Origin of the sequence: Stenotrophomonas sp. FR024, assembly GCF_047500745.2 — a bacterium.
In the GTDB taxonomy this organism is placed as follows: Bacteria; Pseudomonadota; Gammaproteobacteria; order Xanthomonadales; family Xanthomonadaceae; genus Stenotrophomonas; species Stenotrophomonas maltophilia_A.
Map to the genome: position 1 here is coordinate 289,204 of NZ_JAXAXM020000001.1, position 21,103 is coordinate 310,306.

Here is a 21,103-nt window from a genome sequence, read left to right on the forward strand (position 1 = left end):
GGAATTGTTGCCCGAATACGGCCTTTGCGCCAATGCGGCCTGTTAAAATCGCCCGTTCAACCCCTGCCAGCGCCGACGCCCGTGACCAACACCCCGTCTTCCGCCCCCTCCCCCCTCACCTACCGTGACGCGGGTGTCGACATCGACGCCGGCAACGAACTGGTCGAGCGGATCAAGCCCCTGGTCAAGCGCAGCTTCCGCCCGGAAGTGATGGGCGGCCTGGGCGGCTTCGGCGCCCTGTTCGACCTGTCCAACAAGTACCGCGAGCCGGTGCTGGTGTCGGGCACCGACGGCGTGGGCACCAAGCTGAAGCTGGCCCACCAGCTGAACCGCCACGATACGATCGGCATCGACCTGGTCGCCATGTGCGTGAACGACGTGCTGGTGCAGGGCGCCGAGCCGCTGTTCTTCCTGGACTACTTCGCCACCGGCAAGCTGGACATCGACACCGCCGCAGCGGTCGTGGGCGGCATCGCCAACGGCTGCACCGAGGCCGGCTGCGCGCTGATCGGCGGCGAAACCGCTGAAATGCCCGACATGTATGCCCCGGGCGAGTACGACCTGGCCGGCTTCACGGTCGCTGCGGTCGAGAAGAGCGAGCTGAAGGACGGCGCCAGCGTGGCTGCCGGCGACGTGCTGATCGGCATCGCTTCGTCCGGCCCGCATTCCAACGGCTACTCGCTGGTGCGCCGCATCTACGACCGCGCCGGCCGCCCGGCCGAGCTGGAGCTGGAAGGCGGCGTGAAGCTGGTCGATGCGCTGATGGCGCCGACCCGCCTGTACGTGAAGCCGATCCTGTCGCTGCTGAAGTCGCACGGCGCGGCCATCCACGGCATGGCCCACATCACCGGTGGCGGCCTGACCGAGAACATCATCCGCGTGGTGCCCGACGGCCTCGGCCTGGACATCCAGGCCTCGGCCTGGACCCTGCCGCCGGTGTTCCAGTGGCTGCAGAAGGAAGGCGCGGTCGCCGACAGCGAGATGTGGCGCACCTTCAACTGCGGTATCGGCTTCGTGCTGATCGTGGCGCCGGACCAGGTGGCCGCGGTATCCGATGCGGTCAAGGCGCAGGGCCTGGAGCACTGGACCATCGGCCAGGTGGTCACCGCCGAAGGCGCCGAGCGCGTCCACATCGCCTGATCCCGACAACCCAGGAGCCCGCATGGACGCAACGCCCCCCTTGTCGCCCGCCCCCGTGCCGCCGCCGCTGGCGACGGTACCGGTGTTCAACGCGCAGGATGCCGACCACCTGCGCATGCTGGCCATCGCGCACTACGTGGTCGGCGGCCTGATCGTGCTGTTCTCGCTGATCTTCATCATCCACATCGTGCTGGGCATCACCGCGCTCACCGGCAACCTGCCGATGAATTCCGGCGGCCAGCCGTCGTCGCCGGCCGAACAGCGCCTGTTCGGCTGGATGTTCACCCTCATCGGTTGCGTCGCCGTATTCGGTGGCGTCAGCCTGGGCGCGTTCGTCGCCTATGCCGGCCGCTGCCTGGCCCAGAGACGCCGCTACCTGCTGTGCCTGATCGCGGCCGGCCTGGCCTGCCTGTTCACCCCCATCGGCACGGTGCTGGGGGTGTTCAGCCTGATCACCCTGCTGCGCCCGCAGGTGAAGGCCGCCTTCGACCTTCCCGCCACGCCCGCATGACCGCCTCCGGCAATCCGCCGCCGCTGCCGCATCAGACCCTGGCGCAGCTGCAGCTGACCAGCCATCTGCAGACGCTGAAAGTGCTGTTCTACGCGTTGGCCGGCTTCCATTGGTTCGCCACAGTGGCGTTCCTTGGCCTCAGCGGATGGGTGGCCCACTCGCGCGGACTGGACGATGCCTGGATGCTGACCACGGTCTATGCGTCCATCGCCGTGCTGGCGGCCGTGCTGGGGTTCGTGCAGTTGTATACCGCGCGCCAGCTGTCACATCGCACCGGGCTGGCCTGGTGCCGGCGCGCGGCGTGGCTGGGCGTACTGGCCGGCCCGCTGGGCATGGCCTTGGCCGCCTATGCCTGGGTGTTCCTGTCCAAACCTGACATGGCCGCGCTGTTCGACCGCGGCGACCACCTCAGTGTCTGAACCTGCCGGCAGACGCCCCGTCCTTTCCTGATCGATTTCCCATGTCCGCGCCTGCCCTCCCCACGTCCGCTTCGCCCACCACCCACCGTTTCTCGGGCCCCAAGAAGCTGGCCTTTGCCGCCGTGCTGGCGGTGTTCGCAATCAGCTGGGTCCACCCGCTGTGGCCTACCGAACAGGCCCTGCACAGCACCCTGACCGTGATCGGGCTGGCCGCGCTGCTGTGGGTCGACCGTCGCGGTGGCTGGCTGGGCAATGGTGCCTTCATCGCGATCTGCGGCTTCATCGCCCTGCACTGCGTGGCCGCGCGCTGGCTGTATTCCAACGTGCCCTACGACGCCTGGGCGCAGACGCTGAGCGGCTGGTCGCCGAATGCGGCCTTCGGTTGGCAGCGCAACCATTTCGATCGCCTCATCCACTTCCTGTTCGGCGTCTGCTTCACTCCTGCGCTGCTGCAGCTTGCCCGTCATGCGTGGCCGGCGCTGCGCCTGGGCCAGGCCTTCACCCTGGCGGTGATGACGGTGATGTGTGCCAGCCTGGTCTACGAATGGTTCGAGTGGGCCATCGCGCTGGCGCTGTCACCGGATGCTGCCGAGGCCTACAACGGGCAGCAGGGCGACATGTGGGACGCGCACGCCGACATGCTGATGGCCACCCTCGGCAGCCTGCTGATCTGGCCGCTGATCCGCCGGAGCGCCCAGCAGTGACCGCGACCACCCGCATTGCCGTGCTCGCCTCCGGCCGCGGCAGCAACCTGCAGGCCATCCTCGATGCCATTGCCGACGGCCGACTGCCCGCCGAGGTGGTCGGCGTGTTTTCCGACCGCCCCGCCGCAGAGGCCCTGCAGCGCGTCGCACCGAACCTGCGCTGGGCGCATGCACCGAAGTCCTTCAGCGACCGCGCCAGCTACGAGCAGGCGCTCGGCGATGCGCTGGCCGCAGTACAACCGGACTGGATCGTCTGCGCCGGCTACATGCGCATCCTCGGCGCGGCCTTCGTACAGCGCTTCAATGGCCGGCTGGTCAACATCCATCCATCGCTGCTGCCGCTGCACAAGGGCCTGGACACCCACGCACGGGCGCTGCAGGCGGGCGACGCCGAGCACGGTGCCAGCGTGCATCTGGTCGTGCCCGAGCTGGATGCGGGCGCCGTGCTGGCGCAGGTGCGGGTGCCGGTGCTGCCCGGCGATGACGCCGACAGCCTGGCCGCGCGCGTGCTGGCGGTGGAGCATCCGCTGCTGATCGCCACCCTGCAGCTGTTGTGCGCCGGCCGCCTGGCTGAACGGGAGGGCCAGCCGCAACTGGACGGTCACCCCCTGTTTAGCCCGTTGGCCCTAGATTCCGCCGGGAACCTGAACCGGTAGTCCCCATGCACACGCCCCGCTGACTGCGGGGCTGGCATCCTGCCCCCTCCTGCGGTCCCTGTCCTCCATGAAGACCACGACCCTGCTGTCCACTCCATTGCTGTTGTCGCTTGCCGTGTTCCCCGGCGTGGGCTGGGGCCAGGCACAGGCGCCCGCCCCCCCGCCGGCACCGGTGCCCGCAGCGCAGCCGCCAGCCGATGCGCCGGCCGTACCGATGCCACCGGCACTGGCCTGGGAGCCACCGCCGCTGCAACCGTTCAGCGCCACCTACCAGGCCTTCTACAAGGGCAAGGAAGCGGGCGATGCCAGCATGCAGGTCACCCACACCGGCGGCAGCCAGTGGCGGGTGGACATGCAGGTGGTCGGCCGCCGCGGCTTTGCCAGCGTGCTGGGCCTGAACATCGAACAGAGCACAGTGTTCGAGGAGCGCAGCGGCGTGTATGCGCCGCTCAGCCAGAGCACGGTGCGCAAGGGCCTGTTCCTGGGCAAGAAGGCGGTCGGCACCTACAACTGGCAGGCCGGCACCGCGCAATGGACCGGTGACGTCAAGAAGGAACGCGCGCAACCGATCCCGCTGCAGGCAGGCGACCAGAGCGCGCTGCTGATCAACCTGGCGATCATGCGCGATGCGCGTCCAGGCGCCTCCATGCATTACCGCTACGTGGACATGGGCAAGGTCCGCGAACACGACTACCAGGCCGCGCCGCAGACCGAGAACGTCGAGGTCGGCGACCTGTCCTACAACGCACTGCGGGTCTACCGGACCAACGGTGGCAGAAACGAAACCATTCTCTGGATCGCCAACGGTGTCCCCACCCCGGTGCGCATCCTGCAACGCGAAGACGGCGAAGACCGCGTCGATCTGCGCCTGATCGAATACCAAGGAGTCTGAGCATGAATACCCTGACCCGCCCCCTCACCTGGATCGCAGCCGCTGCCCTGACCGTGGCCAGCCTGCCGGCCATGGCGCTGGAACCGTTCAAGGCCGATTACCTGGCCAGCTACATGGGCATGCAGGCCAACGGCACCATGACCCTGGCCAGCGAAGGCAGCAACAAGTGGCGCTACAGCCTGCAGGTTAAGAACCAGCTGGCCGACCTCAGCCAGAGCACGGTGTTCGAGGAAGTGCGTGGCCAGCTGCGCCCGCTCAGCAGCCAGGACCGTTCGGCGCTGCTGGTGAAGAAGCGCAACGTGCAGGCCAACTACAACTGGACCAGCAACCAGGCCACCTGGACCGGTGACATCAAGCCGGATCGCGCTGGCCCGATTGCGCTGAAAGCCGGTGACATGGACGCGCTGCTGATCAACCTGGCGATCGCCCGTGACCTGGCGGCGGGCAAGCCGCTGACCTATCGCATGGTCGACGAAGGCCGCATCAAGAACATGACGTACCGTGTGATCGGCAAGGAATCGATCACCGTGGGCGGCAAGAGCTACGAGGCCACCAAGGTCTCGCGCGCCGACGGCAACAAGGAGCTGATCGCCTGGATCGTGCCGGAATTCCCGGTGCCGGCGCGCATGCTGCAGCGTGAGAGCGGCCGCGATGCGCTGGACCTGACCATCAAGGCGATGAACTGACGCGCGAACCGGTAGTGCCGGCCACTGCCCGGCATTCTCGCGATGCTCCACGAGGTTGATGGGGTTGCCGGCCAGCGGCCGGCACTACCGAAAAGAAAACGCCCGCTTTCGCGGGCGTTTTTTTATTTCTTCGCTTCAGCCGGTTTCTGTTCCTCGGCCGGCTTGAACTCGGTCCGGCAGTCCACGCGGATCTGCTCACCGGTGCTGCGCCAGACGAAGGTGCGGCAATGACGGTTGCCGTCCTGGCTGTCGTTCACTGCGACCGCATAGAACGACTCGATGATTTCATCACGCGAGACCGTGCCATCGCCGTTCCAGTCCATGTCCTTCTGCTCGATGCCCTGGGTGATGGCGATGTTGGCGTACCAGGCATAGCCCAGCCACGCCAGCACGATCAGCACCAGGGCCAGCAGCGCCTTGCGACGCGGGCTGAACTTGCCGCGCAGGATCATGGCACGCGCCGGATGGTGGCACCGAGCGAAGACAGCTTCTCTTCGATGTTCTCGTAGCCACGATCAAGGTGGTAGATGCGGTCGATGGTGGTATCGCCGCTGGCCATCAGGCCGGCCAGGATCAGCGATGCCGAGGCGCGCAGGTCGGTGGCCATCACCGGCGCGCCGCTCAGGTGCTCGTTGCCACGCACGATGGCGGTATGCCCTTCGACCTGGATGTCCGCGCCCAGGCGCAGCAGTTCGTTGACGTGCATGAAACGGTTCTCGAAGATCGTTTCGTTGATCACGCCCACGCCGTCGGCCACGCAGTTGAGCGCCATGAACTGCGCCTGCATGTCGGTCGGGAATGCCGGGTACGGCGCGGTGGTCAGGTTGACCGCCTTCGGCCGCTTGCCCTGCATGTCCAGGGTGATGGTGTCTTCGGTGGTCTCGATCTTCGCACCGGCTTCGACCAGCTTGGACAGCACCGCGTCCATGGTGTTCGGGCGCGCACGGTTGACCGTGACCTTGCCACCGGTCATCGCTGCGGCCACCAGGAAGGTGCCGGTCTCGATGCGGTCGGGCAGCACTTCATGGCGGCCGCCGGACAGGCGCTCGACGCCTTCGATCACCAGGCGGGCAGTGCCCAGGCCTTCGATCTTCGCGCCCAGCGCGATCAGGCAGTGCGCCAGATCGGTCACTTCCGGTTCCATCGCGCAGTTGTCGAGGATGGTGGTGCCTTCGGCCAGCACCGCGCCCATCAGCACATTCTCGGTGCCGGTGACGCTGACCATGTCGAAGGTGAAGTGCCCCCCCTTCAGCCGCTTGGCGGTGGCCTTGATGAAGCCGTTCTCGACCACGATCTCGGCACCCAGCGCCTGCAGGCCCTTGATGTGCTGGTCGACCGGACGCGAACCGATCGCGCAGCCGCCCGGCAGCGATACTTCGGCCGCGCCGAAGCGGGCCAGCAGCGGGCCCAGCACCAGGATCGAGGCGCGCATGGTCTTGACCAGCTCGTACGGTGCCACGTGCTGGTTGACCGAACGCGGGTCGACCACGATCGCACTGCCGCGCGACAGCGTGCCCTGGTCGATGGTGACCTTGGCGCCCAGCTCGCCCAGCAGCTTCACCGTGGTGACCACGTCGTGCAGGTGCGGCACGTTGGTGATCTCCACCGGCGCATCGGCCAGCAGGGTCGCGCAGAGAATGGGGAGGACGGCGTTCTTGGCGCCGGAGATGCTCACTTCACCGTGCAGCGCAGCGCCGCCGGTCACAACGATCTTGGCCATGTATTCGGGATCTTCTGCGGTTCAGCCGGCTTCGGCCGGGGTCACGGTTTTCAGCGCCAGCGCGTGGATCGCGCCGCCCATCAGGTCGCCCAGCGTGGCATACACCATGCGGTGGCGGGCCAGCGGCATCTTGCCGGCGAAGGCCTCGCAGACCACGGTCGCTTCGAAATGCACGCCATCGTCGCCCTGCACGTCGGCGCGGGCGCCGGGCAGGCCGGTTTCGATCAGATTGCGGATGGTGTCGGCGTCCAACGGGCTTTCCTAATAAAATGTGCCTCCATTCTACTTCCGCTGCGTGGCGTCCGCATGGCCGAATCCCTGTTGCCCCCCCGTTCCGTCGACCCTGCCGGCCTGGTCGCCAGCGGCCGCCGCGTCTTCGAGATCGAGCGGCAGGCGCTGGACGCCGTGGCCGACCGCCTTGGCGAGGCGTTCCAGCAGGCCTGCCAGGCGATCCTGGGCAGCCGCGGCCGGGTGGTCGCCACCGGCATGGGCAAGTCCGGGCACATCGCCCGCAAGATCGCCGCCACCCTGGCGTCCACCGGTACGCCGGCGTTCTACGTGCACCCGGGTGAAGCCGGCCACGGCGACCTGGGCATGATCACCGAGGACGACGTGGTGCTGGCCCTGTCCTATTCGGGCGAGTCAGACGAGGTGCTGATGCTGCTGCCGGTGCTCAAGCGCCAGGGCAACGTGCTGATTTCCATGACCGGGCGCCCACAGTCCAGCCTGGCCACCGCCGCCGACATACACCTGGACGTGAGCGTGCCGGCCGAGGCCTGTCCGCTGGCGCTGGCGCCGACCTCCAGCACCACCGCCTCGCTGGCGATGGGCGACGCGCTGGCGGTGGCCCTGCTCGATGCGCGCGGCTTCACCGCCGACGATTTCGCCCGTTCACACCCGGCCGGCAGCCTCGGCCGCCGCCTGCTGCTGCACATCACCGACGTGATGCACACCGGCGACGACCTGCCCAGCGTGGGCGCCGACGCCAGTCTCAGTGAAGCGCTGATGGAGATGAGCCGCAAACGGCTGGGCATGACCGCCGTGGTCGATGCCGGCGGCGTGCTGATCGGCCTGTTCACCGACGGCGACCTGCGCCGCGCGTTGGACAGCGCGCTGGACGTGCGCACCGCGAAGATCGCCGATGTGATGACCCGCAACCCACGCACCATCGGCGCCGACCAGCTGGCGGTGGAGGCGGCCCGGCTGATGGAGACCCACAAGATCACCGGCCTGATCGTGGTCGATGGCCAGGGCCGTGCGGTCGGCGCCCTGAACATTCATGACCTGTTGCGGGCCCGGGTGGTTTAACCGACAGTCCGTAGACCCCATTCAGTCTGTACTGCCCCACCCGAACCCACCGAGCCTGCCGCCCTGATGCCCTGGTCCCCCTTGCCCGCCTTCCCTGCCCACCTGCATGCCGCCGCGGCCCGTATCCGCCTGGCCTGCTTCGACGTGGACGGCACCCTCACCGACGGTCGGCTGTACTACGACAAGGACGGCAACGAGAGCAAGGCGTACTTCGTGCAGGATGGCCTGGGCCTGAAACTGCTGCAGCAGCACGGCATCCACCCCGTGCTGATCACCGCGCGCAACAGCCAGTCCGCGCTCAAGCGCGGCGCCGACCTCGGCATCGACACCCAGATCGCCGTGGGCGACAAGCTGGCCAGCGTGCAGGCGCTGTGCGCGCAGCATGGCATCGGCCTGGAACAGGTGGCCTTCATGGGCGATGACCTGCCCGACCTGGCGCCGCTGGGCGCGGTCGGCCTGGCCGTGGCGCCGGCCAACGCCCATCCGTGGATCGCCGAGCGCGTGCACTGGCAGACCCGTGCCGATGGCGGGCGTGGCGCCGCGCGCGAGCTGTGCGACATCCTGCTGGCCGCGCAGGGGCATGTGGACGCCGTACTGGCGAGGTTCGGCGCATGAACCTGCCGACCGTGAACTGGCGCACCCTGCTCGGCATCGGCCTGCTGCTGGCGGCCCTGCTGAGCAGCTGGGCGGCGCTGCGCAACCGCGACAAGGGACCAGCCAGTGGCGGCCAGGAAGTGGGCGTGGATTACATCCTGCACGACTTCCAGATCGTCGCCCTGGATGAGCACGGCAAGGAATCGACCACGCTGCGCGCACCGTTGCTGGAACGCCAGCGCGGTGACCAGACCATCAACATCGCCACGCCGTTGTTCGAGATGCCGGACAAGGATGGCAGGCACTGGACCCTGCGTGCCGAAACCGGCTGGCTCAGCGCCAAGGGCGACGAGATGAAGCTGCGCGGCAATGTCGCCGGCGACAGCCCGGTCGGCCCGGGCACGGTGCCGACCACCTTCCGCACCGACCACCTGGACGTGTTCCCGAAGGAGAACCGCGCCCGTACCGACGCCCTGGTGACCATGACCCGCCCGGGCATGGAACAGTCCGGCGTCGGCTTCGAAGTGGATTCGAAGAACAACACGTATCATTTCCTCAGCCAGTCCAAGGGCCGCTACACGCCCAAACGCTGATTCCGCCGCCAGCCTGCGACGTCTCCGGACAGGCGCAAGGCCGGCAGCCCCACCCGCCCGCCCCCGGTCCACCCGGGAGGCCCCCACCGGTAGAACGGACCCCGATGAAGATTCCCTTTGCCGCCGTACTCGCGCTTGGTCTTCTTGTCCCCAGCGCCGCCTTCGCCAAGTCCACCGACCGCAACGAAGACATGCACATCGATTCCGGCGCCCAGTCGGGCACGCTCACCGGCGACGGCAAGACCGTGCTGTCGCAGGGCGTGATCATCACCCAGGGCACGCTGGACCTGCGCTCGTCCGAGGCCGAGATCTACCTCAAGGACGGCGAAGCGGTGCGTGTGGTGTTCACCGGCAAGCAGGCCAAGATGAAGCAGCAGCTCGATGATGGCACCTGGATGGACGCGCTGGCCGATCGCATCGACTACGACATCAAGACCGAGATCATCACCCTGACAGGCAACTACAAGGTCACCAGCGCGCGCGGCACCAATGCCGGCCAGCGCATGGTCTACAACACCCGCACCGGCGAAATGAACTCCGGTGGCGACGGCAGCCGCGTGCGCACCGTCATCCCGCCGAAGAACAAGACCCCGGCCGCACCTGCGGCACAGCCCAAGGCCACCACGCCGGCACAGCCGGCCGGGAGCAGGAAGTAATGCTCGTCGCCAAGGGCCTGCGCAAGAAGTACAAGCAACGCGAAGTCGTCAAGGACTTCGGGCTGACCCTCGACGCCGGTGAAGTGGTCGGCCTGCTGGGCCCCAACGGCGCCGGCAAGACCACTTGCTTCTACATGATCGTCGGTCTGGTTGCCGCCGATGCTGGCAGCATCGTGCTCGACGGCAAGGACATCACCGGCGACCCGATGTATACCCGGGCCAAGCAGGGCGTGGGTTACCTGCCGCAGGAGCCGTCGGTGTTCCGCAAGCTGACCGTGGCCGACAACATCCGCCTGGTGCTGGAGCTGCGCGAGGGCCTGGATTCGGCTGGCCGCGAGCGTGAATTGAACAGCCTGCTCGACGAACTACAGCTGGGCCATGTCGCCGACCAGCTCGGCGCCAGCCTGTCCGGTGGCGAACGTCGCCGCTGCGAGATCGCCCGTGCCTTGGCCGCGCAGCCGCGCCTGATCCTGCTCGACGAACCGTTCGCCGGCGTCGACCCGATTTCCGTCGGCGAGATCCAGCGCATCGTCACCCATCTCAAGCAGCGTGGCATCGGCGTGCTGATCACCGACCACAACGTGCGCGAGACCTTGGGTATCTGCGACCGCGCGTATATTCTCGCTGAGGGCAGCGTGCTGGCCCAGGGCTCGCCGGAAGCGATCCTGGACAACGCCGATGTACGTCGCGTCTACCTCGGGGATTCCTTCAAGCTGTGAAGCAGTCGCCGGGTTCCTCTCCTTCCTTTCGGCACAGGCATGAAGACTCGGCTGCAGACATCGTTGGGACAGCAACTGGTGCTCACGCCCCAGTTGCAGCAGGCGATCAAGCTGCTGCAGATGTCCACCACCGAGCTGGAGCTGGAGATCGCCCAGGCGGTGGAAAGCAATCCGCTGCTGGACTGGGCCGACAGCAGTGACAGCAGCAGCGCCAGCAACGAAGGCAGCGATGGCAACGATGGCAACGACGGTGATGCGCCCGCAGAACGTACCGATGCCGGTGACGACTGGGCACCGGCCGAACTGGACTGGAGCGCGGCCGGCAGCGGCGGCAGCTTCGACGATGACGACGACACCGGCAGCGCCGCCGAGCGCGTAGCCGAAACCGAAACACTGGCCGACCATCTGCTGTGGCAGCTGCATCTGTCGCATCTGTCCTCGCGTGATCGCAGTATCGGTGCCGCACTGATCGATGCACTGGACGACGACGGTTACCTGCGCGAGCCGCTGGCCACCATCGCCGAAACCCTGTTGCCGGCGATCCACGCCGACGAGGACGAGATCCTCGCCGTGCTGCATCGCATCCAGCGTTTCGATCCGGTCGGTGTGGCTGCACGCACGCTGGGCGAATGCCTGCTGCTGCAGCTGGATGTGCTGGCCGGTGACACGCCCGGCCTGGTGCTGGCGCGACAGATTGCCGCAGGCCCGCTGGAACGGCTGCCGCGCAGCGGCGTCGCCGGGCTGGCCCATGAACTGAAACAGCCCCTGGACGAGGTCGAGACCGCAGTCACCCTGCTGCGCTCGCTGGACCCGCGCCCGGGCACGCAGATCGCACCGCTGTCGCAGGACACCTACGTGGTGCCGGATGTGGTGGTGTGGCGGCAGAACGGCGTATGGCGCGCAGCGCTGGCCGCGCATGCCGGGCCGAAGGTGGTGATCCACCGCGGCTACGAACAGCTGATCCGACGTTGTGGCGACGCCGATGCCGGCTACCTGCGTGCCCAGCTGCAGGAAGCGCGCTGGCTGCTGAAAGGGCTGCAGCAGCGTGGCGAAACCCTGCTGCGGGTGGTACGCAGCCTGATCCTGCAGCAGGCCAGCTTCCTCGAATTCGGCGAGCAGGCGCTGCGTCCACTGACCCTGCGCGAGATCGCCACCGAGCTCGGCCTGCACGAATCCACGGTCTCGCGTGCGATCGCCCGCAAGCACGTGCGTACCCCGCGCGGCACCCTGCCGCTGCGCGCCTTCTTCGCCTCGGGCATCGATACCGAGGGCGGTGGCGAGGCGTCCAGCACGGCCATCCAGGCGATGATCCGGCGCCTGATCGACGACGAGAACCCGCGCAAGCCGCTTTCTGACGCCAAGCTGGCTGACCTGCTCAAATCGTCGGGAATTCCAGTAGCGCGACGCACCGTGGCGAAGTATCGTGAAGCCATGAACATTTCCGCCTCGCACGAAAGGGTCAGAATCGCTTGACGCGCCGCCGCGCCCGGCGGAGAGGTTCATTGGCACATCCGAACACAGGAGAAACCCGATGCGCATCGAAACGTTTGGCAAAGATGTCGAAGTCACCCCGGCCCTGCAGTCCTATGTAGAGGAGAAGCTGGCCCGGATCGGCAAACACTTCGACCAGCACTGCGAAGCGCGGGTGACCCTCAAGCTGCAGAAGACCGAACACCACGTCGACGCCAGCCTCAACATTCCCGGCCAGACCCTGCACGCCGAGGCCAATGCCCAGACCATGTATGCCGCGATCGACCTGCTTGCGGACAAGCTTGACCGTCTGGTGATCAAGCACAAGGAGAAAAAACAGCAGCACGCACCGCTGCCGGTGGGCGACAATGGTGGCTGATCGCCACCGTTCCCCGCAGACATGCCCCTGACTGACCTCCTGGCGGCCGTGCAGACCCAGCTCTGCACGGCCACCGACCGCGACAGCGTCCTGCAGGCCGCCGCCGGGTTGCTGGCCTGCCGCCAGGCCAACGCCGAACAGATCTATCTGAACCTGTGCCAGCGCGAAGCGCTGGGCAGCACCGCGATCGGTCACGGCATCGCCATTCCCCACGGCCGCGCGCCAACCCTGGACCGCCCCCGCGGCGCCCTGCTGCGGTTGGCCACCCCGGTCGACTTCGGTGGCGACGAGCCGGTGGACCTGGTGTTCGCCATGGCCGTCCCCGCCCACTACACCCACCAGCACCTGATGCTGCTGTCCGAGCTGGCCGAGCTGTTTTCGGCGCCCGACATCCGCCAGGCCCTGCGCGAAGCGGGCGATGCCCGGGCGCTGCGCGAGGCGCTGGACATGACCCCACCTGCGAGTGCCGCATGAATACCAGCATCACCGCCCGTGAACTGTTCGAACAGCAGCGCGAGCGGCTGGGGCTGCGCTGGGCTGCCGGCAAGTCCGGCGAGAAGCGCGAGCTGGAGGCCGGCAACACGGTCTCGCGGCGTCCATCGCTGGCTGGTTATCTCAATGCGATCTACCCCAACAAGGTGCAGATCCTGGGCACCGAGGAACTGTCTTGGCTGGATGCGCTGGAACCGCGCCAGCGCTGGGAGACCATCGAAAAGATCATGCAGTCGCACCCGCTGGCGCTGGTGCTGACCCGCAACCAGGCCTGCCCGGAAGACCTGCGCGCCGCTGCTGACGAATCCGGCACGCCGCTGTGGCTGTCGCCCAAGCGCGGCCACGAACTGCTCAACCATCTGTCCTACCACCTGGCGCGCACGCTGGCGCCGCGGGTGATCCTGCATGGCGTGTTCATGGAGATCTACTCCATCGGCGTGCTGATCACCGGTGAGGCCGGATCGGGCAAGAGCGAGCTGGCGCTGGAGCTGCTCAGCCGCGGCCACCGCCTGGTTGCCGACGATGCCCCCGAATTCACCCAGATCGCGCCCGACGTGCTCGATGGCACCTGCCCCGAACTGCTGCAGGACCTGCTGGAAGTGCGCGGCTTGGGCGTGCTGAACGTGCGCGAGATGTTCGGCGACACGGCTGTAAAGAAGAACAAGTACCTTCGGCTGATCGTCCACCTGACCAAGCCGATGACCGAACCCACCCCGCATGGCTACGAGCGCCTGACCGGCGACTCGGGCACCCGCCATGTGCTGGACCTGGATGTACCGCTGATCACCCTGCCGGTGATGCCCGGCCGCAACCTGGCCGTGCTGACCGAGGCCGCGACCCGCCTGCACATCCTGCGCACCAAGGGCATCGACCCGGCGGCCATGTTCATCGCCCGCCACAGCAACCTGCTGGAACGGCGAACACCCTGATTCCCCTGTCCTTCGAAGAGCCTGTCCATGAGCACCGTCACCCCCTCCGCCCCGACCCTGATCATCGTCAGCGGCCTGTCCGGCTCGGGTAAATCCGTCGCCCTGAAGACCTTCGAGGACCAGGACTACTACTGCTCGGACAACCTGCCGATCAATCTGCTGCCCGACTTCGTGCGCAGCCTGCTGGCCAACCACGACGGCAGCGCACCACGCCGCCTGGCCGTAGGCATCGACGTGCGCGGCCAGGCCGACCTGAGCCAGCTGGGCGACTGGCGGCAGCTGGCCACCGATGCCGGCGTGGAAGTGAAGGTGCTGTTCTTCGAGGCCAGCGACGAGGCTGTGCTCAAACGCTACGCCGACACCCGCCGCCGCCATCCACTGAGCCAGCTGGGCCTGTCGCTGCCCGAAGCGATCGCGCGTGAGCGTGAATTGACCGCACCGCTGCGCCGCGAGGCCGATGCGGTGATCGATACCAGCAATCTCAACGTGCATCAGCTGCGGCGGCGGATCATCACCGAGTTCACGATGGACCATGCCACCGGCCTGTCGCTGCTGTTCGAATCGTTCGCCTACAAGCGCGGCGTGCCGGCCGAGGCTGACTTCGTGTTCGATGCGCGGGTGCTGCCCAATCCACACTGGGACCCGGATCTGCGTGCGCTGAGTGGCCGCGAACCGGGTGTGCGCGACTACCTGGAAGCGCAGCCGGACGTGCAGCGCTACCTGACCCAGCTGATGGATTTCCTCGATACCTGGCTGCCGAAGCTGGGGGATGGCACCCGCAGCTATGTGACCGTGGCCTTCGGCTGCACCGGCGGCAAGCACCGTTCGGTGTTCCTGGCCGAGCGCCTGGCCCGGCATGCCCGCGAGATGGGCTGGGAAGACGTGGCGACCTACCACCGCGAACAGGATTGAGGGGTCGGCCGGGCTGCGCCCGGCACCCGCAGAGGCCACGTCAACGGCAAGAGCGGGATTACGTGGGATGGCGGGGCGGTGTGGGTCTGCAGGACACGCCGTAAACCCGTCCATGGGGGCTCGATGGCGCCATCCATGGCGCCAACGGTCCTGCAGACCCACACCGCCCCACCTCTGACAGATTCCGTGTGCTGTTGGTAGGTGTCGACCTTGGTCGACACAGTAGATCCACGCCATGCGTGGATGAATCCCGGTCAGGCACCGAAAAACGGATGGGGTGGGATCCTTTTCCAACGGAAATGGGCTCCGATCCGAGCAACACTGAATACGGGACACAGTGCCCCTCATCTGCTGCTATCGCCAATTCACCTTGACCTGTTAACGTGCAGTAATGACCTGTGGCATTCTCCTCGTAACACATCCCGGGGTCGGGACCGCCCTGCTTGACGTGGCGACCCGGCTCCTGCGGCAATTGCCGCTGAAAACCGAAGCTTTCGAAGTACCGTTCGACGCAGACCTGGACGCCCTGCTCCCGCTCGCCTCAGCCGCTCTGCGGCGGGTCGACAATGGTGAAGGCGTGCTGATCCTGACCGACCTGTACGGCGCCAGCCCCGCCAACCTTGCCGGGCAGCTGGCCCGGCTGGGGACCCCGGTTCGCCGGGTGTCGGCGCTGAGCCTGCCGATGTTGCTGCGGGTGATGAATTATCCGGAACAGGGACTGGATCAACTGCCCGCCACAGCCGCGGCGGGTACCCGTAATGGAGCGATAGTCGACGATGCTTGAACGAGAACTCACCGTGAGCAACCGCCTGGGCCTGCACGCCCGGGCCACCGCCAAGCTGGTGCAGACCCTGGCGCCGTTCCGCTGCAACGTGACCATGGCCGCCAAGGGCCGTGAGATCAACGCCAAGAGCATCATGGGCGTGATGCTGCTGGCCGCCGGCCAGGGCACCCCGGTCACGGTGCGCATCAACGGCGAGGACGAAGCCGCCGCGATGGAAGCGGTGGTCGGCTTGTTCGAACGCCGCTTCGACGAGGACAGCTGAGCGTGCCGCGCGCGCGCGCCGGCCAGGTCCCTTCCGGCCAGCGGCCGGTACAGCTGCTGGCCGGGCACGGTGCTGCCCGTGGCACCGCGATGGGCCGCGCCCGTGTACGCCTGCCGCATGCACTGGAGGTTGCCGAGCAACGGGTCGCCGTCCACCAGGTCGAGGCCGAACTGGCCCGCCTGCACCGTGCCGTGGATGCCGCGCGCACGGAAATGCACGAGCTGCGACAGCGCCTGCAGGGTGCACTGAACCAGGAAGTGGGCGAGTTCCTCGACCTGCATGCACTGCTGCTGGACGACCCCGAGCTGCTGTTCGGGCTGGACGAGCTGATCCGCAGCGGCCCGTACAGCGCCGGCTATGCGTTGCGCCTGCAGCGTGACCGCCTGGCCAAGGTCTTCGATGGCATGGACGATGCCTATCTGAAGAGCCGCATGGACGACCTCGACCATGTGATCGGCCGCATCCACGCCTTCCTGCAGCCCGAACGCCCGCCGGTGATGAAAGGCCTGGCCGGTGAAATTCTGGTCTGCGACAACATCGCGCCCTCCGAGCTTGCCCAGTTGCAGGCGCAGGGCGTGGTCGGCATCGTCACCGCCGCCGGCAGCGCGCTGTCGCACAGTGCGATCCTGGCGCGCAGCCTGCACCTGCCCTTGATCGTCAACGTGCCGCAGCTGCTCAGCCGCATCGCCGATGGCGACGTGCTGATCATCGATGGCGCCGACGGCAGCATCACCGCCAACCCGCAGGCCGACAACCTGCGCGACTACCGCGCGCGCCTGAAAGAACATGCGCGCGAGCAGCGCGAGCTCGGCCGCCTGCGCAGCAAACCCAGCCGTACCCGCGACCAGGTCGACATCGCCCTGCTGGCCAATGCCGAATCGCTGGAGGACGTCACCCAGGCGCATGCGCTGGGCGCGCAAGGGCTGGGCCTGTACCGCACCGAATTCCTGTTCCTGCAGCGCAACGAGCTGCCGGACGAAGAAGAACAGTTCCAGACCTACCGCGATGCCGCGTTGGGCATGAGCGGGCGACCGGTCACCATCCGCACGCTCGATCTGGGCGCGGACAAGGCCGACCGCACCGGCCTGACCCTGAGCAACGAAGAAAACCCGGCCCTGGGACTGCGCGGCGTACGCCTGTCTCTGGCACGGCCCAAGGTGGCCGACACCCAGCTGCGCGCGATCCTGCGCGCCTCGGCCTACGGCAAGCTGCGCGTGCTGGTGCCGATGGTCAGCACCCGCGAGGAACTGCTGGCGGTGCGCCGGCGCATGCTCAAGCTGACCGAACAGCTGCGCAGCGAAGGCCACATGGTGTCCGACCATGTGCCGCTGGGGGCGATGATCGAGGTGCCCGCTGCGGCGTTGGCGCTGGAGAGCTTCATCGACCTGGTCGACTTCCTGTCGATCGGCACCAACGACCTGGTGCAATACCTGCTGGCCGCTGACCGCAACAACGAGGCACTGGGCGAGCTGTATTCGCCGCTGCATCCGGCCGTGCTGCGGTTGCTGCAGATGGTGATCGAGACCGGCGCGCGGCATCGCATTCCGGTGGCGGTCTGCGGTGAGATGGCCGGTGATGCACGGATGACTCCGCTGCTGCTGGCGCTGGGCCTGAGCGAATTCAGCCTGCACCCCGGCACACTGCTGGAGGTGCGCCGCGCGATCCGCGAGGCCGACCTGGCCGCGCTGCGCGCGCGCGCACCGAAGCTGCTGGCCGCACGCGACCGCCGCGCGATCGAGCGCTGGCTGGCGCTGGTGGCGGATACGCCCTGAGCGCCAAGGGTAGTGCCGGCCGCCGGCCGGCAACCTCATGGCCTTCGATGGGGACGCTTGCCGGCCAGCGGCCGGCACTACCACCGCCCGGCGGCTATGCGTTGAAACATCCCCTTGCGATAATGACGCGCTGAACACCCCTGTTGCCGCATCCTTGCCGGGATCGCGGCTTTTCTTATCCCGCGGGAGCTGCGATGGCTGAAGCTGTACGCCACGACAAGACTGCGCGCCAACTGCGGATGCTGTCCGACGCACTGGACAGCGGTCGGCTGGGCCCGGTGCGCCGCCTGGTCAACACCCTGGCCCCGGCCGAGATCGGCAACCTGCTCGAATCGCTGCCGCCGGGCAAGCGCGAGGTGGTCTGGGGCCTGGTCGATCCGGAAGATGACGGTGAGGTGCTGGTCCACGTCGGCGACGACGTGCGCGAGAGCCTGCTCGCCGACATGGACCCGGACGAGATCATCGCCGCGGTCGAAGACCTGGACATCGACGATCTGGCCGACCTGGTCGAAGATCTGCCGGACACGGTCATCGACGAAGTCCTCAAGTCGATGGACCGCGAGAACCGCGAGCGCCTGGAGCAGGTGCTGTCCTACCCCGAGGACAGCGCCGGCCGCCTGATGAACCCGGACGTGGTGACCGTGCGCGCCGACGTCAACGTTGACGTGGTGCTGCGCTACCTGCGCCTGCGTGGCGAACTGCCCGACCACACCGACCACCTGTTCGTGGTCAGCCGGCGCCATCAATACCTCGGCCGGGTGTCGCTGGCGGCACTGGTGACCCACGAGGACACCACCCCGATCAACCGCCTGATCGACGACGAGCAGCCTGCGATCGATGTCGGCGAAAGCGACCAGGAGGTCGCCCGCCAGTTCTCCGACCATGACTGGATCTCCGCGCCGGTGGTGGACGACAACAACATCCTGGTCGGCCGCATCACCATCGATGACGTGGTCGACATCATCCGTGGACAGGCCGAGCACCAGGCGCTGGGCGCCGCCGGCCTGGACGAGGACGAAGATCTTTTCAGCCCGGTCTGGCGCGCCATGCGCCGCCGCCTGATGTGGCTGTCGGTCAATCTGTGCACGGCATTCCTGGCGTCCAGCGTGGTCGGCCACTTCGAGGGCACCATCGACAAGCTGGTGGCGCTGGCGGTGCTGATGCCGATCGTTGCGGGCCTCGGCGGCAATGCCGGCACCCAGGTGCTGGCGCTGATGGTGCGCGGCCTGGCGCTGGGCCAGGTGGGCGCCTCCAACGCGCGCACGCTGCTGTGGAAGGAAGTGCGGGTCGCCTTGTTGAACGGCGTGATGCTGGGTTCGGTGCTGGGCCTGATCGTACTCGCTTGGTTCCACTCGCCCGGGTTGTCGGCGGTGATCGCCATCGCGCTGACCTGCAACCTGCTGTTCGCCGCGTTGGCCGGCGTGCTGGTGCCACTGACCCTGAAACGCTTCGGCTTCGACCCGGCGCTGGCCAGCGGCATCTTCCTGACCGCCGTGACCGATTCGATGGGCTTCTTCACCTTCCTCGGCCTGGCCACCCTGGTGCTGCTGCACTGACCGCATCAAGGATCGGGCCCCGCCAAGCGGGGCTCGGACCCCACTCAACGGGAACACCCATGGCAACAACGATAGAAAACTACTTCCAGCCCGGCTGGCGCGACCAGCAGCACACCTGCCCGGCCTGCGAATGGAAGGGCAGCTCGCGTGCCATGGAGATGGAGCTGGACGAGGACGCCACCGAGTACGACTGCCCGGTCTGCGAGAACCCGCTGCTGGTGGTGCTGCACCCGGATATGGCGCAGGTGCAGGCTGCAGCCGCCGAAGGCAATGCCGAGGCACAGGAGCAGCTGGACATCATCGCCAGCTTCCCGCGCCCGCAGTGACGCGGCGCATGATGCCGGGCCGACGTTGGCGGACTACGATGCAGGCGTTCTCGCCGCTTCGGAAAACCCCATGGTCCGTCTGCTGTCGCGCTGGCTGCCACTGCTGGCCCTTCTGATGATGAGCGGTTGCACTTCGCTGCCGGACAGTGCGCGCGGTCGCTTCGAAGCACGTGCGGTGAAGGTGGATGGACACACGGCTTACTACCAGGTGTTCATTCCCGCGGGCCTGCAGGCCCACAGCCCTGGTGGGCAGACGCCCGCAACCTCCAACGTCCCGGTCATCCTGTTCCTGCACGGTTCGGGCGAGCGCGGCGCCGATGGCATCAAGCAGACCCACGCCGGGCTGGGGCCTTATCTGCGCGAGCATCCCGACTTCCCTGCCCTGGTGGTGTTTCCACAGGTACCGGGCCATGAGGAATGGAGCGGCCGCAACAACCGTGCGGCCGTTGCCGCGCTGGACGCGACGATCGCCGAGTTCGGCGCCGACCCGGCACGGCAGTACCTGACCGGCATGTCGATGGGCGGCTACGGCAGCTGGAACATCGCCCTGGATGACCCGCGCCGCTTCGCCGCGATCGTGCCGGTGTGCGGCGCAGTACTGGCACCACGCGCAAAACGCCCGACCCTGTTCGTCGAGCAGGTCGCCCAGGAAACCGATCCGTATGCCGTGATCGCGCAGCGCCTGCAGCACACGCCGATCTGGATCTTCCACGGCGCGCTGGACGACGTGGTGCCACCGGATGACGACCGCAGGCTGCACAGCGCATTCCAGAGCGCCGCTGCACGCGACGTGCGCTACACCGAGTACCCGGAAGGCAATCACAATGCCTGGGACGCTACCTACGCCGACCCGGCAATGTGGGCGTGGCTGTTCGCGCAGAAGCGCTGAACCGCAGTTTCTCGTAGCTGCCAACCTTGGTTGGCATTGACTGCTCTAGTAGTTGCCAACCTTGGTTGGCATTGACTGCTCTGGTAGTTGCCAACCTTGGTTGGCACTGGCCTACCTGAAACCAAGCCATTCCCCGATGTTCACTGGAAGCAGGCCCATCCATGCTTGCTTCATGCAGAACACACGTCTCCTGCTCGGTCGTCGCTCCAGCGTCGGCCTCAGCTATATCCTCACCACAGTCGTCCATGACCGCGCACCGCTCTTCACCAACGCCGCAGTGGCCGCCTTGGCAGTGCGCGAATTCCAGCGACTTGATCAGGAAGGCTTCACCCGCTCGATTGCCTACGTGGTCATGCCCGACCACATTCACTGGCTGGTCGAACTGCGCGCCGGGTCACTGGAAACCGTCATGAAGCGTTTCAAGTCGCGCACAGCCCAGCAGGCAAACCGGCTGCTGGGGCGAGTCGGGCGCTTCTGGCAGGCCTGCTATCACGATCATGCGATCCGCTCGGACGAATCGTTGCACCGACATGCGATGTACCTGATGGGAAATCCGATCAGGGCCGGGCTGACGTCGCGGTTGGGGCAATATCCCCATGCATGGTGCGAATGGGAGCTTGGGGCATCATGTGATCTGCCCGATGACATGAGCTCCGGTGGATAGTGCCAACCAAGGTTGGCATCTACCAAAGCGGTGCGCGGACAAGCCGAGCGGTGAGTGTGTCAACCAAGGT

The 21,103-nt window shown here is 67.2% G+C and carries 27 protein-coding genes; 24 read left to right on the forward strand and 3 right to left on the reverse strand.

The window, feature by feature from the left end:
• Nucleotides 1–81 precede the first annotated feature (81 nt).
• The 7 genes from purM to ACMZ91_RS01290 all read left to right on the forward strand — a co-directional run bounded on the left by purM (nt 82) and on the right by ACMZ91_RS01290 (nt 5,008).
• Entirely contained in the window at nt 82–1,140 is a 1,059-nt protein-coding gene (gene purM / locus ACMZ91_RS01260) for a phosphoribosylformylglycinamidine cyclo-ligase (RefSeq protein ID WP_125894165.1), read from the forward strand.
• Between the two features lie 22 nt (nt 1,141–1,162).
• A complete protein-coding gene (locus ACMZ91_RS01265; RefSeq protein WP_071228068.1) occupies nt 1,163–1,651 on the forward strand; it encodes a hypothetical protein in 489 nt (162 codons plus the stop codon).
• Nucleotides 1,648–2,070 carry a hypothetical protein gene (locus ACMZ91_RS01270; protein ID WP_032130364.1) on the forward strand — a complete coding sequence of 141 codons (423 nt, stop codon included), beginning with the start codon at nt 1,648–1,650 and terminating at the stop codon, nt 2,068–2,070. Before ACMZ91_RS01265 ends, ACMZ91_RS01270 begins: the two co-directional genes overlap by 4 nt.
• 41 nt (nt 2,071–2,111) lie before the next feature.
• The gene (locus ACMZ91_RS01275) at nt 2,112–2,774 is read left to right on the forward strand and encodes a DUF2238 domain-containing protein (RefSeq protein ID WP_049398166.1); all 663 of its coding nucleotides are present in this window, start codon (nt 2,112–2,114) and stop codon (nt 2,772–2,774) included.
• Complete coding sequence (gene purN / locus ACMZ91_RS01280; protein WP_049398165.1) at nt 2,771–3,430, forward strand: phosphoribosylglycinamide formyltransferase; 660 nt, start codon at nt 2,771–2,773, stop codon at nt 3,428–3,430. The genes ACMZ91_RS01275 and purN overlap by 4 nt, the downstream gene beginning before the upstream one ends.
• A 67-nt stretch (nt 3,431–3,497) precedes the next feature.
• Complete coding sequence (locus tag ACMZ91_RS01285) at nt 3,498–4,322, forward strand: DUF3108 domain-containing protein (protein WP_049398164.1); 825 nt, start codon at nt 3,498–3,500, stop codon at nt 4,320–4,322.
• 2 nt (nt 4,323–4,324) lie between these two features.
• The gene (locus ACMZ91_RS01290; protein WP_010483632.1) at nt 4,325–5,008 is read left to right on the forward strand and encodes a DUF3108 domain-containing protein; all 684 of its coding nucleotides are present in this window, start codon (nt 4,325–4,327) and stop codon (nt 5,006–5,008) included.
• A gap of 122 nt (nt 5,009–5,130) precedes the next feature.
• Here the strand turns inward: ACMZ91_RS01290 and ACMZ91_RS01295 are convergent, their stop codons facing one another.
• The 3 genes from ACMZ91_RS01295 to ACMZ91_RS01305 are packed head-to-tail and all read right to left on the reverse strand — an operon-like array spanning nt 5,131 to nt 6,980.
• Nucleotides 5,131–5,460: a hypothetical protein gene (locus tag ACMZ91_RS01295; protein WP_032130368.1), complete on the reverse strand. Its 330-nt coding sequence runs from the start codon at nt 5,458–5,460 to the stop codon at nt 5,131–5,133.
• A complete protein-coding gene (gene murA, locus ACMZ91_RS01300; protein WP_071228066.1) occupies nt 5,457–6,728 on the reverse strand; it encodes a UDP-N-acetylglucosamine 1-carboxyvinyltransferase in 1,272 nt (423 codons plus the stop codon). The genes ACMZ91_RS01295 and murA overlap by 4 nt, the downstream gene beginning before the upstream one ends.
• A 21-nt stretch (nt 6,729–6,749) precedes the next feature.
• Nucleotides 6,750–6,980, reverse strand: a complete 231-nt coding sequence (locus ACMZ91_RS01305) for a BolA family protein (protein ID WP_005408396.1) — start codon at nt 6,978–6,980, stop codon at nt 6,750–6,752.
• Between the two features lie 54 nt (nt 6,981–7,034).
• Between ACMZ91_RS01305 and ACMZ91_RS01310 the strand changes: the two genes are divergently transcribed.
• From ACMZ91_RS01310 to ACMZ91_RS01390, 17 genes are all read left to right on the forward strand, one after another.
• Complete coding sequence (locus ACMZ91_RS01310; RefSeq protein ID WP_100437453.1) at nt 7,035–8,036, forward strand: KpsF/GutQ family sugar-phosphate isomerase; 1,002 nt, start codon at nt 7,035–7,037, stop codon at nt 8,034–8,036.
• A gap of 66 nt (nt 8,037–8,102) precedes the next feature.
• The gene (locus ACMZ91_RS01315; protein WP_049398160.1) at nt 8,103–8,651 is read left to right on the forward strand and encodes a KdsC family phosphatase; all 549 of its coding nucleotides are present in this window, start codon (nt 8,103–8,105) and stop codon (nt 8,649–8,651) included.
• Nucleotides 8,648–9,223 (forward strand): LPS export ABC transporter periplasmic protein LptC, encoded by a 576-nt coding sequence (gene lptC, locus ACMZ91_RS01320; RefSeq protein WP_049462883.1) that lies wholly within the window; start codon nt 8,648–8,650, stop codon nt 9,221–9,223. Before ACMZ91_RS01315 ends, lptC begins: the two co-directional genes overlap by 4 nt.
• Nucleotides 9,224–9,327: 104 nt before the next feature.
• Nucleotides 9,328–9,879, forward strand: a complete 552-nt coding sequence (gene lptA / locus ACMZ91_RS01325; RefSeq protein ID WP_121504002.1) for a lipopolysaccharide transport periplasmic protein LptA — start codon at nt 9,328–9,330, stop codon at nt 9,877–9,879.
• Nucleotides 9,879–10,598, forward strand: coding sequence for an LPS export ABC transporter ATP-binding protein (gene lptB, locus ACMZ91_RS01330; RefSeq protein ID WP_049400688.1), 720 nt, complete (start codon nt 9,879–9,881; stop codon nt 10,596–10,598). Before lptA ends, lptB begins: the two co-directional genes overlap by 1 nt.
• A gap of 39 nt (nt 10,599–10,637) precedes the next feature.
• On the forward strand, nt 10,638–12,071 hold the full coding sequence (locus ACMZ91_RS01335) for an RNA polymerase factor sigma-54 (RefSeq protein ID WP_414577767.1): 1,434 nt from the start codon (nt 10,638–10,640) through the stop codon (nt 12,069–12,071).
• A 58-nt stretch (nt 12,072–12,129) separates the two neighbouring features.
• On the forward strand, nt 12,130–12,447 hold the full coding sequence (hpf, locus tag ACMZ91_RS01340; RefSeq protein WP_004147311.1) for a ribosome hibernation-promoting factor, HPF/YfiA family: 318 nt from the start codon (nt 12,130–12,132) through the stop codon (nt 12,445–12,447).
• Between the two features lie 21 nt (nt 12,448–12,468).
• On the forward strand, nt 12,469–12,921 hold the full coding sequence (locus ACMZ91_RS01345) for a PTS sugar transporter subunit IIA (RefSeq protein ID WP_032130191.1): 453 nt from the start codon (nt 12,469–12,471) through the stop codon (nt 12,919–12,921).
• The gene (gene hprK / locus ACMZ91_RS01350; protein ID WP_005408388.1) at nt 12,918–13,868 is read left to right on the forward strand and encodes an HPr(Ser) kinase/phosphatase; all 951 of its coding nucleotides are present in this window, start codon (nt 12,918–12,920) and stop codon (nt 13,866–13,868) included. Before ACMZ91_RS01345 ends, hprK begins: the two co-directional genes overlap by 4 nt.
• Before the next feature lie 27 nt (nt 13,869–13,895).
• A complete protein-coding gene (gene rapZ, locus ACMZ91_RS01355; RefSeq protein WP_032130190.1) occupies nt 13,896–14,780 on the forward strand; it encodes an RNase adapter RapZ in 885 nt (294 codons plus the stop codon).
• A 391-nt stretch (nt 14,781–15,171) separates the two neighbouring features.
• Nucleotides 15,172–15,564, forward strand: a complete 393-nt coding sequence (locus tag ACMZ91_RS01360; protein ID WP_049462131.1) for a PTS sugar transporter subunit IIA — start codon at nt 15,172–15,174, stop codon at nt 15,562–15,564.
• Nucleotides 15,557–15,826, forward strand: a complete 270-nt coding sequence (locus tag ACMZ91_RS01365; protein ID WP_005408385.1) for an HPr family phosphocarrier protein — start codon at nt 15,557–15,559, stop codon at nt 15,824–15,826. Before ACMZ91_RS01360 ends, ACMZ91_RS01365 begins: the two co-directional genes overlap by 8 nt.
• A gap of 2 nt (nt 15,827–15,828) precedes the next feature.
• Nucleotides 15,829–17,598 (forward strand): phosphoenolpyruvate--protein phosphotransferase, encoded by a 1,770-nt coding sequence (gene ptsP / locus ACMZ91_RS01370; protein WP_414577770.1) that lies wholly within the window; start codon nt 15,829–15,831, stop codon nt 17,596–17,598.
• 194 nt (nt 17,599–17,792) lie between these two features.
• Entirely contained in the window at nt 17,793–19,154 is a 1,362-nt protein-coding gene (gene mgtE / locus ACMZ91_RS01375) for a magnesium transporter (protein WP_010483662.1), read from the forward strand.
• A 59-nt stretch (nt 19,155–19,213) separates the two neighbouring features.
• A complete protein-coding gene (locus tag ACMZ91_RS01380; RefSeq protein WP_010483664.1) occupies nt 19,214–19,480 on the forward strand; it encodes a hypothetical protein in 267 nt (88 codons plus the stop codon).
• 70 nt (nt 19,481–19,550) lie between these two features.
• A complete protein-coding gene (locus ACMZ91_RS01385; protein ID WP_414577772.1) occupies nt 19,551–20,369 on the forward strand; it encodes a carboxylesterase family protein in 819 nt (272 codons plus the stop codon).
• Between the two features lie 172 nt (nt 20,370–20,541).
• Nucleotides 20,542–21,033, forward strand: coding sequence for an REP-associated tyrosine transposase (locus tag ACMZ91_RS01390; protein WP_032130187.1), 492 nt, complete (start codon nt 20,542–20,544; stop codon nt 21,031–21,033).
• Nucleotides 21,034–21,103: the final 70 nt, after the last annotated feature.

Coding starts and splice junctions, on each gene's coding strand:
- ACMZ91_RS01275 (WP_049398166.1), top strand. CDS start 2,112: ATGTCCGCGCCTGCCCTCCCCACGTCCGCTTCGCCCACCACCCACCGT.
- ACMZ91_RS01290 (WP_010483632.1), top strand. CDS start 4,325: ATGAATACCCTGACCCGCCCCCTCACCTGGATCGCAGCCGCTGCCCTG.
- ACMZ91_RS01365 (WP_005408385.1), top strand. CDS start 15,557: ATGCTTGAACGAGAACTCACCGTGAGCAACCGCCTGGGCCTGCACGCC.
- hprK (WP_005408388.1), top strand. CDS start 12,918: ATGAATACCAGCATCACCGCCCGTGAACTGTTCGAACAGCAGCGCGAG.
- ACMZ91_RS01270 (WP_032130364.1), top strand. CDS start 1,648: ATGACCGCCTCCGGCAATCCGCCGCCGCTGCCGCATCAGACCCTGGCG.
- ACMZ91_RS01390 (WP_032130187.1), top strand. CDS start 20,542: ATGCAGAACACACGTCTCCTGCTCGGTCGTCGCTCCAGCGTCGGCCTC.
- ACMZ91_RS01335 (WP_414577767.1), top strand. CDS start 10,638: ATGAAGACTCGGCTGCAGACATCGTTGGGACAGCAACTGGTGCTCACG.
- ACMZ91_RS01345 (WP_032130191.1), top strand. CDS start 12,469: ATGCCCCTGACTGACCTCCTGGCGGCCGTGCAGACCCAGCTCTGCACG.
- ACMZ91_RS01310 (WP_100437453.1), top strand. CDS start 7,035: ATGGCCGAATCCCTGTTGCCCCCCCGTTCCGTCGACCCTGCCGGCCTG.
- murA (WP_071228066.1), bottom strand. CDS start 6,728: ATGGCCAAGATCGTTGTGACCGGCGGCGCTGCGCTGCACGGTGAAGTG.
- lptC (WP_049462883.1), top strand. CDS start 8,648: ATGAACCTGCCGACCGTGAACTGGCGCACCCTGCTCGGCATCGGCCTG.
- mgtE (WP_010483662.1), top strand. CDS start 17,793: ATGGCTGAAGCTGTACGCCACGACAAGACTGCGCGCCAACTGCGGATG.
- hpf (WP_004147311.1), top strand. CDS start 12,130: ATGCGCATCGAAACGTTTGGCAAAGATGTCGAAGTCACCCCGGCCCTG.
- ACMZ91_RS01285 (WP_049398164.1), top strand. CDS start 3,498: ATGAAGACCACGACCCTGCTGTCCACTCCATTGCTGTTGTCGCTTGCC.
- ACMZ91_RS01385 (WP_414577772.1), top strand. CDS start 19,551: ATGGTCCGTCTGCTGTCGCGCTGGCTGCCACTGCTGGCCCTTCTGATG.
- ACMZ91_RS01380 (WP_010483664.1), top strand. CDS start 19,214: ATGGCAACAACGATAGAAAACTACTTCCAGCCCGGCTGGCGCGACCAG.
- lptA (WP_121504002.1), top strand. CDS start 9,328: ATGAAGATTCCCTTTGCCGCCGTACTCGCGCTTGGTCTTCTTGTCCCC.
- ACMZ91_RS01315 (WP_049398160.1), top strand. CDS start 8,103: ATGCCCTGGTCCCCCTTGCCCGCCTTCCCTGCCCACCTGCATGCCGCC.
- ACMZ91_RS01295 (WP_032130368.1), bottom strand. CDS start 5,460: ATGATCCTGCGCGGCAAGTTCAGCCCGCGTCGCAAGGCGCTGCTGGCC.
- rapZ (WP_032130190.1), top strand. CDS start 13,896: ATGAGCACCGTCACCCCCTCCGCCCCGACCCTGATCATCGTCAGCGGC.
- ACMZ91_RS01360 (WP_049462131.1), top strand. CDS start 15,172: ATGACCTGTGGCATTCTCCTCGTAACACATCCCGGGGTCGGGACCGCC.
- lptB (WP_049400688.1), top strand. CDS start 9,879: ATGCTCGTCGCCAAGGGCCTGCGCAAGAAGTACAAGCAACGCGAAGTC.
- ACMZ91_RS01265 (WP_071228068.1), top strand. CDS start 1,163: ATGGACGCAACGCCCCCCTTGTCGCCCGCCCCCGTGCCGCCGCCGCTG.